This window comes from Candidatus Defluviilinea proxima (genome assembly GCA_016721115.1).
Classification (GTDB): Bacteria; Chloroflexota; Anaerolineae; order Anaerolineales; family Villigracilaceae; genus Defluviilinea; species Defluviilinea proxima.
The window spans coordinates 3,681,487-3,694,976 of the sequence record JADKIW010000001.1 but is presented as its reverse complement, the minus strand read 5'-3'; the positions used below and the strand labels follow the sequence as shown (position 1 = coordinate 3,694,976).

General features: G+C 48.0%; 11 protein-coding genes. All 11 read left to right on the top strand.

The annotated features are described in order from the left end of the window. Positions 1 to 87 precede the first annotated feature (87 nt). The gene (locus tag IPP66_17095) at positions 88 to 1,515 is read left to right on the top strand and encodes a trimethylamine methyltransferase family protein (protein ID MBK9926990.1); all 1,428 of its coding nucleotides are present in this window, start codon (positions 88 to 90) and stop codon (positions 1,513 to 1,515) included. A gap of 9 nt (positions 1,516 to 1,524) precedes the next feature. After that, complete coding sequence (locus IPP66_17090) at positions 1,525 to 1,977, top strand: DUF3291 domain-containing protein (protein MBK9926989.1); 453 nt, start codon at positions 1,525 to 1,527, stop codon at positions 1,975 to 1,977. Next, positions 1,974 to 2,966 (top strand): endonuclease/exonuclease/phosphatase family protein, encoded by a 993-nt coding sequence (locus IPP66_17085; GenBank protein MBK9926988.1) that lies wholly within the window; start codon positions 1,974 to 1,976, stop codon positions 2,964 to 2,966. The genes IPP66_17090 and IPP66_17085 overlap by 4 nt, the downstream gene beginning before the upstream one ends. Before the next feature lie 249 nt (positions 2,967 to 3,215). Beyond that, positions 3,216 to 4,235, top strand: a complete 1,020-nt coding sequence (locus IPP66_17080) for a hypothetical protein (protein MBK9926987.1) — start codon at positions 3,216 to 3,218, stop codon at positions 4,233 to 4,235. 90 nt (positions 4,236 to 4,325) lie between these two features. Then, positions 4,326 to 4,862 carry a GNAT family N-acetyltransferase gene (locus IPP66_17075; protein ID MBK9926986.1) on the top strand — a complete coding sequence of 179 codons (537 nt, stop codon included), beginning with the start codon at positions 4,326 to 4,328 and terminating at the stop codon, positions 4,860 to 4,862. Position 4,863: 1 nt separating this feature from the next. Next, positions 4,864 to 6,624, top strand: coding sequence for a DUF5060 domain-containing protein (locus tag IPP66_17070; protein ID MBK9926985.1), 1,761 nt, complete (start codon positions 4,864 to 4,866; stop codon positions 6,622 to 6,624). Positions 6,625 to 6,994: 370 nt separating this feature from the next. Beyond that, positions 6,995 to 8,632, top strand: a complete 1,638-nt coding sequence (locus tag IPP66_17065; GenBank protein MBK9926984.1) for an ABC transporter substrate-binding protein — start codon at positions 6,995 to 6,997, stop codon at positions 8,630 to 8,632. Positions 8,633 to 8,707: 75 nt separating this feature from the next. Then, complete coding sequence (locus IPP66_17060; protein MBK9926983.1) at positions 8,708 to 9,736, top strand: ABC transporter permease; 1,029 nt, start codon at positions 8,708 to 8,710, stop codon at positions 9,734 to 9,736. Positions 9,737 to 9,738: 2 nt separating this feature from the next. Continuing rightward, positions 9,739 to 11,685 carry a dipeptide/oligopeptide/nickel ABC transporter permease/ATP-binding protein gene (locus tag IPP66_17055; protein MBK9926982.1) on the top strand — a complete coding sequence of 649 codons (1,947 nt, stop codon included), beginning with the start codon at positions 9,739 to 9,741 and terminating at the stop codon, positions 11,683 to 11,685. A 1-nt stretch (position 11,686) separates the two neighbouring features. Beyond that, positions 11,687 to 12,670: an ABC transporter ATP-binding protein gene (locus IPP66_17050; protein ID MBK9926981.1), complete on the top strand. Its 984-nt coding sequence runs from the start codon at positions 11,687 to 11,689 to the stop codon at positions 12,668 to 12,670. After that, a complete protein-coding gene (locus IPP66_17045) occupies positions 12,670 to 13,470 on the top strand; it encodes an RNA methyltransferase (GenBank protein ID MBK9926980.1) in 801 nt (266 codons plus the stop codon). Before IPP66_17050 ends, IPP66_17045 begins: the two co-directional genes overlap by 1 nt. Positions 13,471 to 13,490: the final 20 nt, after the last annotated feature.

Here is a 13,490-nt window from a genome sequence, read left to right as displayed (position 1 = left end):
TTTCTTTTCCATTTATAAAATGGTGGCTGGTATTTTACTGTGGATTCGCTGGTGGCTCGGATAAAATTGAGCCAGGAGACCTTACATATGAATAACATCCGCCCACAACTTACCCTGTTAACTAAAGAACAGAAGCAGGAAATCCATCAGTATGTGTTGCAAATACTTGCAACTACCGGCGTGCGCGTGGATTCGCCGTCCGCGTTGGCGATGCTGGAGAAAAGAGTCGGCAGTTCGAACGTTGAGGGAAGAAGCGTGCGGATGCCGAAGGAGTTGGTCGAGTGGGCGATCCAAGTCGCGCCGAAGAGAATCCAGATCTTTGATCGAAGAGGGAATCCGCAATTCCAAATTGGCGGAGCAGAGGATCAAATCAGATTCGGGATTGGTGTGACGGCGTTGTATTATCAGGAGCCTGAGACCGATACGCCTGTATTGTTCGAGCGTAAACACATGCGTGACATGGTGCGGCTTGGAAATAAACTGCGGCATTACGATATGGTTTCAACGGTGGGAATTGTGCGCGATGTGCCCGAGCATCTGACGGATGTGTATGGGAGCCTTGAACATTTTGCGAATGGCACGAAGCCGATGGTGTTGTTGTGTTCGGATGAACATAAGTTTGACGATGTGTTGCGTATGTTCGAATTGCTTCATGGCGATCTGGGCGAGAAGCCGTTCATCATTCCGTATTTCAACCCTGTTTCGCCGCTGGTGATGAACGAGGGTACCGTGGACAAAATGAAGATCGCCATCGAGCGTGGATTGCCCGTGATCGTTTCGAATTACAGCATGTCTGGCGCGACGACGCCGATCACACCTGCAGGGACGATCGCTGTGTTGCTTGCTGAACTGCTGGCTGGCCTTGTGATTGGACAGTTATATAAAGAAGGTGCGCCGATGTTGCTCGGTATGTTGCCTGTCTATTTTGATATGAAGACGCTGATGAATTTTTATGATCCGCAAAGCATTTTGATGAACCTTGCCTGCGCCGAGATGATGGAGTTTTATGGCATTCCACATTGTGGGACTTCGGGAAGCGGCACCGGCTGGGGCATGGACTTGCTCGCCGCGGAAACGTATTGGATGAACACGCTCACGTTCGCTCTCACGAAAGGTGGCATCGCGCCATTCGTTGGAGATACGCTTGGCTCCAAAGCGGTCTCGCCGCTGACGTTTATCTACTGTCACGAGATCATTGACCAGGCCCTGCGCTACGCAAACGGATTTCAACTCGACGATGCACATGTGGGGCTGAGTGAGATCGATCAGATCGGCGCGGGCAAGAGTTACGTTACTGCGCCGACAACTTTGAAGAAATACAAAAGCGGATATTACGTCAGTCCCATTTTCCCGCGCTGGAATATGGAGAAGTGGATCGAAGCAGGCCAACCGCATGCACAGACGCGGCTGAAGGAATATGCTCTTGAGTTCTTGAAGGATTTACCTGTCCCTGAAGACCATGAGGAGTTAATACGAAAGGGTGAAGAATTTATTGGTAAGTTAGAAAATAATTAGGAGTTGATAATGCCAAAATATCACATTGCACAAATCAACATCGGACGAATACTCGCACCGATTGATGATCCACTCATGGCGGAGTTTGTCGCACAACTGCCTGCCATCAACGCGCTCGCGGATGCAAGCCCCGGCTTTGTGTGGCGTCTCCAAACCGAAGCAGGTGATGCCACCAACGTAAAGGTCTATGATGATGACAGGATCATTGTCAACCTGTCCGTTTGGGAGAGTATTGAGTCCCTGCGTGAGTACGCCTACAGAAGTCAACACACGGGAGTCATGAAATATCGCACGAAATGGTTCGAGAAATTTGACGGTCCGTACATGGCGTTATGGTGGGTCCCTGCTGGGCATATCCCAACGCTAGAAGAGGGAAAAGAACGATTGGATCACCTACGGAAGAATGGGAATTCGCCCCATGCATTTTTGTTTAAGAACGTTTTCCCTGCACCTGAAGAGTGAAAAAAACAGTCTCTAAATTTTCGATCCTTGTGACAGGCTATGTCATTTTGATAATGGCATGGTTTGTATCATGGTTAGTTGTTGGCGATGCCAATTGGTGGCTTGTTCTTGTTAACCGCCTTGTGCCGTACCTATTCATTCCAGTGCCTATACTTTTATTTTGGAGTATTCGTTCACGCAAGTATAGAGATATTGTCCTATTATTAATTCCAGCCTTGATTTTTGTGTGGCTGTATCGTCCCTATGTGTTCCCAAAAAACCTACAATCGGGCTCAAGTGATGGGCAGTTGCGGGTAATGACATATAACGTGCTATTCAGCAATTTTGATTACGATGCAGTTGCTAATATTGTTTTGGTTTACGAGCCCGATTTGGTGGCTTTGCAGGAAGTGAAGCCTGAAATGATGGATGCGCTGAAAGATCGGTTGGCGGGAAAGTATCCCTATTCAGTTTTTGGAACAGAAAACGACTACGGGACTACAACTGTCTTCAGCAAGTCTCCTTTGGATGTTTCGTATATCTTGGACTTGCAAGCTGACCGTCCTGCGGTAGTCGTAAAGACGAAAGTACATGGGCGAAATGTGACTTTCGCGTCCTTACATTTGTTGGCCTATAACTTGTGGTGGACAAAACTCAAGGATATTCCTGAAGTCGTTATGCAACGAACTGCTAATCAGAACCGTCAGGCAAAGATATTGCTGAATGATCTCGAAAAAGACGATGGAATTGTTATCGTTGGCTGTGACTGCAACAGTTATGAAACGTCAGGTTCATATCGGATATTGGAGCAGTCTATGGAGAGTGCGGCTAGAAAAGTTGGCTGGTTGCTGAATAAAAATGAGCTTCCCAATGCGAAACAAGATGTTGTGCTTCAGCATATTGATCACATATGGTTTCGTGGTGAGGTGGAACCTGTGCGCATGTATAAAATAAAGGACGATGGCGGTTCCGACCATTTGCCGGTTCTGGCTATATTCGATTTTCGATAAATTAAAAACCACCTTGACTCTCCCAGTCTCCCCTGATAGACTCTCATTATCGTAATCATTACGAAATCTTATTCTTTGAAAGGAGGCACGAAAAAATGAAATCCATCTTGTCAAACAGCTATATTGTTTTAAGCGCGCCTCCCAAAGGTGAAATGTAATCGCGGATTGACCCGTTCGATTGCCCTACCACCGCAGGCGTGCCCTGCGGTTTTTCTTTTAATTTCTACATCTACACAAGGTACTTTCACAATGAGTAAGAATCAACTTCTAAACTTTTACGAAGAACTCGACGAATCCGACGAAGGAACCTCGTCATCTCCAAAACGCACAACCCGCAAACGCGAATCAAAGAAGACCGAAGCCGATGCGCAGTTATTCGTCCGCGCACAGGAGATCTCGCGTGAGTTCAAATTTACCTACAAAGCCGCACGCTTTGAAGAAGCTTGGTTGCTGGCTTCCCTCGTGGATATCGCCGAGCATCAATGGATCTCCGATGTCCTCCGCAAGGTCAAGGCTGGCAAAGAGGCGTCGGTCTACCTCTGCAGGTCCGGGTCCGCGATAGACGCGCCGCTTGTCGCCGCGAAAATTTATCGTCCGCGTATGTTGCGCAATCTCAAGAACGATCAGCAATATCGCGCGGGGCGGTCCGATCTCGATGCGAGCGGCAGTGTCATCCACAACGACGGCGACCTCCACGCCATGAAGAAGCGCACGAATTACGGTGAAGGTCTTCGTCATCAATCGTGGATCGCCTACGAATTCCAAACACTTGAAGTTCTGCACGCCGCGGGTGCCGATGTCCCCAAGCCGTATGCGATGGAAAAGAATGCCATCCTCATGGGGTATGTTGGGGATTTCTCCAACGCCGCGCCGACTCTCAACTCCGTGACTCTCGACCGCGAAGAAGCGCGTCCACTTTTTGAACGCGTCATTCATAACGTTGACCTCCTTCTCGCCAATGGGCGAATCCACGGCGACTTATCGGCCTACAACATCCTCTACTGGGACGGCGACATCACGCTGATCGATTTTCCACAAGTTGTCCCACCCGAAGCGAACCCGTCCGCGTGGAATATCTTTTTGCGTGATGTTACGCGTGTCTGTCAGTACTTCCACACACAGGGCGTCCATGTGAACGGGCATAAGCTCGCCTCTGAACTATGGACTTCGCACGGGCACAAGATCATCAAAGAGGTCGATCCACACTATCTCGATGCAGATGATAAGAACGACCGTCGTTTGTGGGAAAAGCAAAGGTCTGGCAGGTAATCAAATTTCGTCCGATGGAATTCCATCGGACGAAATTATTTTATGTGCATGCTATACTTAACCAGCACAGCATTTCATTCGAGAGAAACAATGAGCGGAATTTTTCGGAAAATTGAAGCAACTGAAATACAAGAAGGTTACGATATTATTGTCGCCCGAACAAATTGGCTCAACCAGCAAGGGATTCGCCAGTGGACTCAGCCAATCCCTTTTGAAGTTATCTCTCAAAGGCAGGTGGCTGGTCGATTTTTTGGTTATTGGGTTAATGGCGGATTAACTGCTGTGGTTTGTTTGCTTGATAAAAGCGTTTTGGATTGGGGGGATCAAATGCAGGGCAACTATCTTTGCATGGCTACCTTGGCGAGCGCTGTTCAACATAAAGGAAAAGGATATGGGGAAGAATGTGCGATTGAAGCTTGTAATTACTCAAAAACTAACGGTTGTGAAAAAGTATATTTGGACTGCGTAGATAATGATGGCGCATTACCTCGTTTCTATTCGAAATTGGGATTTGAAATTCTTAATACCATGTCTTATGCGGGCGGGTTTGAGATTGTCTTGATGGTCAAGTACCTGACAGATTCAAAGTTAATGGAAAATTCAAATAATGTATTTGGAGTCGATTGAAATGGAAAAGAGAATCATATTATCTGCTTTTCTGATCGTTGTATTTATTCTGACAGCTTGTGGTGGGCAGGCAACTGTGGAACCAACCGTTGCCCCGCCATCGCCAACTGCCCCGCCTGACCTCCCCAAAGTTCTCTCGGCGGTTTTGGATCGGACAGACGTGCGAAAGTACGAATCGGTTGAACTTACCTTGGGTATAGATGCAAAGTATTCCAATCCCTTTGATGCAAGGGAAGTTGCACTTGATGGCGTGTTTACAGGGCCCGATGGTAAAACCATGAAGGTCCCTGGCTTTTGGGACGGCGCTGGTGCATGGAAAATGCGGTTCACCCCATCACAAGAAGGCACGTGGAAATATTCGATCTCCGTCAAAGATGCGCGCGGCCAGAGCCTTCCTAATGAAGGAGAATTTACCGTTTCACCTTCTGATTTACATGGTTGGGTGATTCCCGGTAATACGTATGATCCATCTTACAGTCCGCATTACCTTGTCTATCACGATGGAACTCCATTTTATGGCGTTGGTCACTGTGACGCGTTCAGCTTATTGTCTGCAGGCTTCAGTGCGGATACAGGTGTCCGCTTGTTTGATGATATGAAGGCCGCTAATGAAAACTATGTGGTGTGGTGGCCGATCTATAGCAATTCATTTATCAATGAGTACAATAATTATTCCATGGGCCCAATGAACATCATTGACCTGGTTGTCAAGGATGCCCAGAAGAAAGGTGTTGTTCTTGTCTTCACTATTTGGGATCATCCTGAACTCCGTGATGAGACACATGCATGGGGCAGGGGAAATTGGAGTGCCAATGGGTTTAGCAAATTGAGCGATATCAATTCCTTTTTCACCGCTGATGAACCTTGGGCTTGGCAGGAAAACTTATATCGTTACACAATCGCACGGTGGGGATATAGTCCTGCAATAGGGATGTGGCTAACCGCCTCCGAGATCAACGGCACAAACGCCTACGATCAGACCGATCCCTGGCATAAAAAAGTGAACGATTATTTTGTGGCTAACGATCCGTATCGCCATCCAACAACTGCTAGCGGTTCAGGTGAGTTCGATTGGCCGACCGGTCATGTAGTCATGGATATGCCGCAGGTGCATCTTTATGATTTCGATAACGGCGCGCAAGGTGACGGTAACGTAAACGATACTGTAGGTGCAGCTCAACATGTGGCCGAATGGACACAATTAATGTTGAAGAATGCCGACAAACCCAACTGGATCGGTGAATTTGGCGTGACGGGCAACACATACTATCCTGAACTGTTCCACAACTCGAATTGGGCCGCATTGAGCGCAGGTGCCGCCATGACCCCAGCGGAATGGAACAGCGGCGGATCATGGGCTGAAATGACTCCCGAAATGTACGCGGACATTAGCAGGCTTTCACAATTTGTTGGCGATGTGCCGTTGGCAAAATGGGACCCGTCTGCGTTGCCAATTACTTCGAGTGATGAACAAGTCCGTGCTTGGGGATTTGCGGGAAATGGTGGCGGCCTGATCTGGGTCCAAGATTTTTCACTCGAAGGTAAACCCATTGACGAGGTGCGAACTAATATGCCTCTACGTTCTAACGTTGAACTTACTTTGAGTGGCTTACCAGTTGGGTCGTACACGATCCAACCGTACAACACATGGACAGGCGAGTATCTGGATACTGTTGCAGTTGAATGCTCGAACACTGAGTGTGCTATCGCAGTACCAGAATTCAAAGCAGATATCGCATTGAAGATAATAAGAAAAGAGTAGCAAGACAAGGGATGATATTTTTGTCCCCAACAATATTTCGTGTAGCCAATAAATCACAAGAAAACTTACTCTAAACAAACATAACTACTAAATAAAAGGTGCATCGAAGTTAGGCACTAACCTACCCTAGTCGGATGCGCTTAAGATCACCCACTTGGTTTTGATGATGCAACGGAAAATGCCTTTTCCCATTCTCGAAACTAAAGTAAAATCTTTCTAATGTACACGACCGAGCCACCTAGTACATATAAAAGCGAAACAAATTGTTTGATGTGCATTCTGCATCGCGGTTGATCTAATCGTGCCGTCGATGCAGTTTCCATTTAAGTATGGGATGTCCGCCAATAAACCAAAGCGAAGGAGGAGCAAGATGAAAGTTAAATATACGTTCGTTGTACTGTTGACCGTGGTTGCACTTGTGCTTTCTGCATGTGGGGCAATTGGTCAATCTCAGCCCGTGACAATGAGAGTGGGGTGGGCGGGTAGCCCTGATACGCTGAATCCCGGCGTAGCCGTATTAACGGAGGCATACACCATTTTTGGATTGGTGTTCGATACAATGTATCAGCTTCAGTTAGATGGTTCGTTCAAATTGAGCCTAGCCGAGAGCGTCAAAGTTTCAGATGATGGGTTGGTGTATACATACAAGATCCGTGATGGTGTGAAATTCCATGATGGACAACCTCTCACCGCTGAAGATGTAAAATTCTCCTACGATCTGTACCACAACACAGAGGGCTATCCGTGGATGGGCGACTACACAGCTTATTTTGAAAACGTTGAAGCGACTTCAAATAATGAGGTTGTGATCACGCTTTCTGAAGCGATACCGAATATTGATTCTCAATTGGTTTTCCTCTATGTTGTTCCAAAACATGTTTGGGAAAAAGAGAATGCGGTTGAGTTTGAGAATGTTGCCATGATCGGAAGTGGACCATTCAAGATGGTCGAGTATAAACAAAATGAATTTGTTCACCTTGCGAAGAACTCGGAATACTTCGGCAATATGCCTAAGATCGACGAACTGATCTTCCAGACATTTGAAAGCCAGGATGCATTGGTTCAGGCAATTAAAACTGGGCAAGTGGATATGATCACTGAAATGCCCAATACCGCAGTGGAAACTCTCCGCACTGACCCGAATGTGGAAGTAGTGACAGGCGCTCCCTTCTCGCCAGGTGTGACCGATATCATCTTTAATCAGGTGTCACCAGAAAATTGTCCGCCAACAGATGGCATTTGTTCGGGACATCCTGCTTTACAAGATCGGAATGTCCGTCTTGCACTAGCGCATGCTACAGATAAGAAGAAGATCATTGATGTCGTTTTACTTGGCTTGGGAACACCAGGCACTACGCTTATTCCTGATGGTCTTGGCTTTTGGTACAACTCCAGTATCAAGGATTATGAATATGATATTGCGAAGGCAAATCAGATTCTGGATGATGCTGGATACGTGGATGCTGACAAAGATGGAACTCGCGATTTACCTGACGGTTCAAAATCTCTAACTTTCCGCCTGAGTTGGCCAAGCGACAGCATTGATGCCCCTCGTACCGCTGAACTGTTGAGCGAAATGTGGGGACAGGCAGGTGTTAAAGTGGAGGCGCAGGCTGTAGACCCAGATGCATTGACATCCGCTTGTTGCCCGGCGTATGATTTCGATATCATCATTTGGGGATGGGGCTCTGACCCTGATCCCAACCTGCTTTTGGGCGTTATGACCTCAGACGAAATCCCCACAGGCAGTAACGAATCTGGGTACTCTAACCCTGACTACGACACGTTATTCCGCGAACAGGCATCTGAGCTGGATCTAAATAAGAGGAAAGAACTCGTCTGGAAGATGCAACAGATCGTGTTTGATGATGTAGTCTACATCATCCCTTATTATGCTCAGAGCGTACAAGCATACCGCAAAGACCGTTTCACAGGCTGGGTGCTTGATAAGCCCAAAGTTGAACTATCTGACGTGACATCGCTAAGCGTTGTCGAACCTGTTAAATAAACAGAACAAAGCGACAGGGGCGGTGATGCGCCGCCCCTGTCGCCCGATTTACTGCATCCGTCAAAGGGAATATCCTTGAATCGCTATCGCTACCTTCTCAAAAAGATCGGCTGGTCGCTCTTTACGATCTTGTTTGTACTCATCCTGAATTTTTTTCTGTTTCGTGTTCTGCCGGGCGACCCGGCCCGTGCCGGGGTAAAAGACCCGCGTATGAAGAAAGAAGCGGTGGAAGCGATACGAGTCCGCTTTGGGTTGGACAAACCTGTTATCAATTGTTTCAACTCCATCAACCCGCTTGAAATTGGGGATTGCTCCGTCAACCCATTTGAGACGCAATTTTTTATTTATCTTCGCAATCTTACAATAGGGGATTTGGGAATCAGTTTCCACAGCAATCGTCCTGTGTCTGATCTTTTGGTTGAACGGTTATGGAACACTATTTTGTTGATCGGCGCCGGGCAAATACTCTCCATTATTGTGGGAATTGCTTTCGGTGTATTTGCCGCATGGAAGGCTCGCACCGCTATTGACTATAGCGCGTTAATCACTGGTCTGGTGGCTTGGAGTCTGCCCACATTTTGGCTGGGAATCATTCTATTGTTCTGGGGGAGTAATCATGGCTTTCCTATTGGGGGTAAAGCAACCCCCGGCACAAGTTCTTACTCGTTGTTTTATCAATTTGGTGATGTATTCAAGCATATGATCTTGCCCACACTTACCTACACCATCGTGTACATGGGCGAATATATGCTTGTCATGCGTTCGAGCCTGTTGGATGTGTTGGCTGAAGATTATATTTTGACTGCCAAGGCAAAAGGCTTGAGCAAGTTTCAGATATTGAAGGATCATGCGCTGAAGAATGCGATGCTTCCCATTGTAACCATTATTGCGATCAACCTTGGATTTACCGTAGCAGGTGCCATTCAAATTGAGGCGGTCTATTCATGGCCAGGTCTGGGGGGCGCTATTTATGAAGCGGTAATTCGGCGTGACTACCCGGTCTTGCAGGGCGCATTTCTTTTGATCGCAATTAGTGTAATCTTGGCGAACCTGATCGCTGACCTTACTTATTCCTATCTTGATCCGCGCGTCCAGTCGGAGTGAACATGGCAGTACAGGAATTGGAAATTAAACCTCTCATCCCTTCATCGCCTTTGCAAGGGTTTTGGAAAACTCTTGCGAAGAATCGCATGGCGGTGGTGGGATTGATCATGCTTGTTTTGATCATACTTGTTGCTATTTTTGCAGATGTGATTGCTCCCTACAATCCCAAGTCGTATGAGGGAATTTCATCTGGTGATATTTACAATCCGCCTGATGCACAGCATTGGTTTGGTACAGATGATGCTGGTAAAGATGTGCTCTCCAGTTTTATGTATGGAGCGCGTATCTCACTCATTGTGGGATTCTTTGCGGCTTTTATTTCCATCGTGATCGGTGGTTTCATCGGAGTTGTGGCTGGTTTTTATGGTGGGCGACTTGAAAACCTTTTGATGCGATTTACGGACACGATGTTGGTCATCCCTGATCTGCCATTGATCGTTGTGATCGTGGCACTCACCAAACCAAACCTGTTGAATATTATTTTTGTGATCGGCCTTTTGGGTTGGACTACAACAGCGCGTATCGTGCGTTCACAAGCGTTGGCTGTGAAATCGCGTAAGTTTGTATTGCGCGCCAAAGCGATTGGTGCCGGGAATTGGCATATTATCACCACTCACATCATGCCCCTTGTGACACCCATCCTTGTTGTGAATGGCATTCTTGTAATTTCTTCTGCGATATTAAGCGAGTCCACGCTTTCTTTCATTGGCTTGGGTGATCCTACAGCCATATCATGGGGCCAGATGCTTAACTTTGCTTTCGGACGTGGAGCGATGAGCGCCGGAGCTTGGTGGGCATTGTTCGCGCCGGGGCTCGGAATTGTATGGGTTGTGCTCGGGTTGACTCTGCTTGGGAATGGTCTTGAGCAAGTTTTAAACCCAAGGCTTGAAGCACATCACTTAATGCCGGGCAGGCCCACGGTCCAGAATGAATCGGGCGGACTTTCATCTGCCGCAGAAGTTAAATCAAAGAAACGTAAAGACACTCCGCTGTTGCTCGATGTCCGCAATCTGTCTGTTAATTATGTGAATGATGGCAAGGTTGCGAAAGCGGTTCACAATGTAAGCTTCAGCTTGCATGAGGGCGAAGTGATGGGGTTGGTGGGGGAGAGTGGATGCGGCAAGACAACGTTGATGATGGCGTTGAACCGTTTGTTGCCTGCCGCGGGCGAGATCTCAAACGGCCACGTGTTTTTTAAAGGAAAAGACCTTGCGACGTTGACCGAAGAAGAAATGTCGGATGTTCGCTGGAGCGATATTTCAGTCATCTTTCAGGGTGCGATGAATGCGCTCAACCCTGTGCGGACAGTTGGTGATCAGATTAAGGAAGCGATCATCAAGCATATGCCTTCTTATCCACCAGCGATATTGGATGCCCGCGTGGTGGAATTGCTTGAATTGGTCGGCATTTCAGCTGAGCATAAGGACCATTTTCCGCATCAATACTCCGGCGGCATGCGGCAACGTGCGATGATCGCCATGGCGCTTTCATGTGATCCAGAAATTGTCATTGCAGACGAACCGACCACCGCATTGGATGTGATGATACAGGCGCAGATCCTTGAATTGTTGGATGGCCTTCGTAAAAAACTGGGACTTGCCGTGATCTTTGTTACTCATGATCTCGGCGTAGTGGCAGAGATGTGCGATACGGTGCTTGTTATGTATGGTGGTATGACTGCTGAATACGCAGAAGTGGACACTATCTATAACGAGCCGCGTCATCCGTATACACAGGAACTGCTCAAAGCATTCCCCGATCTTTCCAAGCTTGAGCGACGACTGACATCCATCCCCGGTTCGCCCCCCAAATTGGATGCGTTGCCACCGGGCTGTCGTTTTGCACCGCGTTGTCCCCTGGCTTTTGACCGCTGTTCTTCTGAAACGCCAAAATTACATGAACTTATAGGCGGGCACGTCGTGAGTTGTCATTTGATCGAGAGTAAATAACATGAGCGAATATATTCTCGAAGTAAAGAACTTGAAAAAATATTTCCAAGCGGGTCGGCCAGGCTGGTTCTCACGCAAGGAAAGTTTTGTCCACGCCGTGGATGATCTCAACCTGCAACTCAGGCGAGGGGAAGTGATCGCTCTGGTCGGCGAAAGCGGATGCGGAAAATCTACGTTATCGCTCACCTTGATGGGTTTGGAAGAAGCTACCGCGGGCAATATTTTCTTTGACGGCAAGGATATTACCCATGCATCGGCAAAGGAACGCAAGGCCATCCGTCAGCGTATTCAAATGGTTTTTCAAGACCCCTATGAATCGCTCAATCCCACCCAAACTATAGAAGAGATCGTTTCCGAACCTCTCATCGTTCATGGTATCGCGGCAAATCCTGAAGAAAGACGAGCACGCGTTCTACAAGCTTTGGAAGATTCGGGCTTGAAACCAGCTGAAGATTACTTATACCGTTACCCACACCAACTCTCTGGTGGGCAACGTCAACGTGTTGTTATTGCGGGGGCGCTGGTACTTGAACCGCATATTTTGCTGGCTGATGAACCAGTCTCAATGCTCGACGTTTCCATCCGTGCTGAGATCATCAACTTGCTGGCCGACCTGCGGCGCACACGCGGCATCTCTGTCATCTTCATTACACACGATCTTGGCACAGTCGGCTACTTCGCAGACCGTGTAGCGGTCATGTACTTGGGGCGTATCGTTGAGATCGGCACCATGCGTGAAGTGTTGAAGAAGCCGCAACATCCTTATACAAAGGCGTTGCTTTCGGTTATCCCTGTTCCCAACCCCCGCATGCGCAAGAAAAGAATGGTCCTTCTAGGTGAAACTCCGAACCCCATTGACCTTCCATCAGGGTGTCGCTTCCACCCGCGTTGCCCGGTTGCGATCGATATATGCAAACAAAGCGATCCACGGTTACTGACGGTGACCGATACACATCAAGCCGCCTGTCTGCTCCTCGTAAAATAATGGATATCACCAGCCTCCAAAACCCGCGCGTCAAGCACATTGTCAAACTTCGTGAAGATAAGAAACAGCGTCAGAAGGATGGATTGATGCTTGTGGAAGGCTTTGACGAGATCCAACTGGCGCTCTCTGCCGGGCATGTGCCGCAGACGCTTCTTTCCGCCCCCGAGCTTGTTTCAACGCAATTGGTTGTAGCCACCGCTGAAAATTTGACTGTCTCCCGCCACGTCTTTGAGAAAATGTCCTACCGCGATAACCCTGATGGTTGGTTGGCCGTCTTTCCGATTCCCAAGTTGTCTTTAGAATCAGACAGCTTGCTGTCTGGAAATGAGACTCCACTGGTAATTGTGGCTGAATCCGTTGAGAAGCCTGGCAATCTCGGCGCTATCCTCCGCACAGCCGACGCCGCTCATGTAGATGCACTTCTCGTCTGTAACCCACGCGTGGACGTGTGGAATCCGAATGTTGTTCGAGCCAGCCGCGGAGCGGTTTTTAGCGTACCAGTTGTCGAATGTGATAATGCATCAGCGTTGGAATGGCTGAAGAGCAGAAAGATGCGTGTTCTCGCCGCCACTCCATCAGCAGACGTGATGTATTCCGATGTGAATATGTGTGAGCCAGTCGCCATCGCGGTCGGCACGGAAGATGAGGGGCTTACCGATTTCTGGATGTCGAACGCAGATATTAAAGTGAAGATTCCCATGATGGGCAAGGTCAATTCATTGAACGTTTCGGTTTCAACAGCGTTGATCGTATATGAGGCTGTTCGCCAAAGGAATAAAGGAATAAAAGTAACCCAGTAGGGGCAAGTCTGAGACTGCCC

Bases quoted from the DNA above. Each gene is read 5' to 3' on its own strand.
- IPP66_17055 (MBK9926982.1), top strand. From the start codon at position 9,739: ATGGCAGTACAGGAATTGGAAATTAAACCTCTCATCCCTTCATCGCCT.
- IPP66_17095 (MBK9926990.1), top strand. From the start codon at position 88: ATGAATAACATCCGCCCACAACTTACCCTGTTAACTAAAGAACAGAAG.
- IPP66_17070 (MBK9926985.1), top strand. From the start codon at position 4,864: ATGGAAAAGAGAATCATATTATCTGCTTTTCTGATCGTTGTATTTATT.
- IPP66_17050 (MBK9926981.1), top strand. From the start codon at position 11,687: ATGAGCGAATATATTCTCGAAGTAAAGAACTTGAAAAAATATTTCCAA.
- IPP66_17065 (MBK9926984.1), top strand. From the start codon at position 6,995: ATGAAAGTTAAATATACGTTCGTTGTACTGTTGACCGTGGTTGCACTT.
- IPP66_17090 (MBK9926989.1), top strand. From the start codon at position 1,525: ATGCCAAAATATCACATTGCACAAATCAACATCGGACGAATACTCGCA.
- IPP66_17075 (MBK9926986.1), top strand. From the start codon at position 4,326: ATGAGCGGAATTTTTCGGAAAATTGAAGCAACTGAAATACAAGAAGGT.
- IPP66_17080 (MBK9926987.1), top strand. From the start codon at position 3,216: ATGAGTAAGAATCAACTTCTAAACTTTTACGAAGAACTCGACGAATCC.
- IPP66_17045 (MBK9926980.1), top strand. From the start codon at position 12,670: ATGGATATCACCAGCCTCCAAAACCCGCGCGTCAAGCACATTGTCAAA.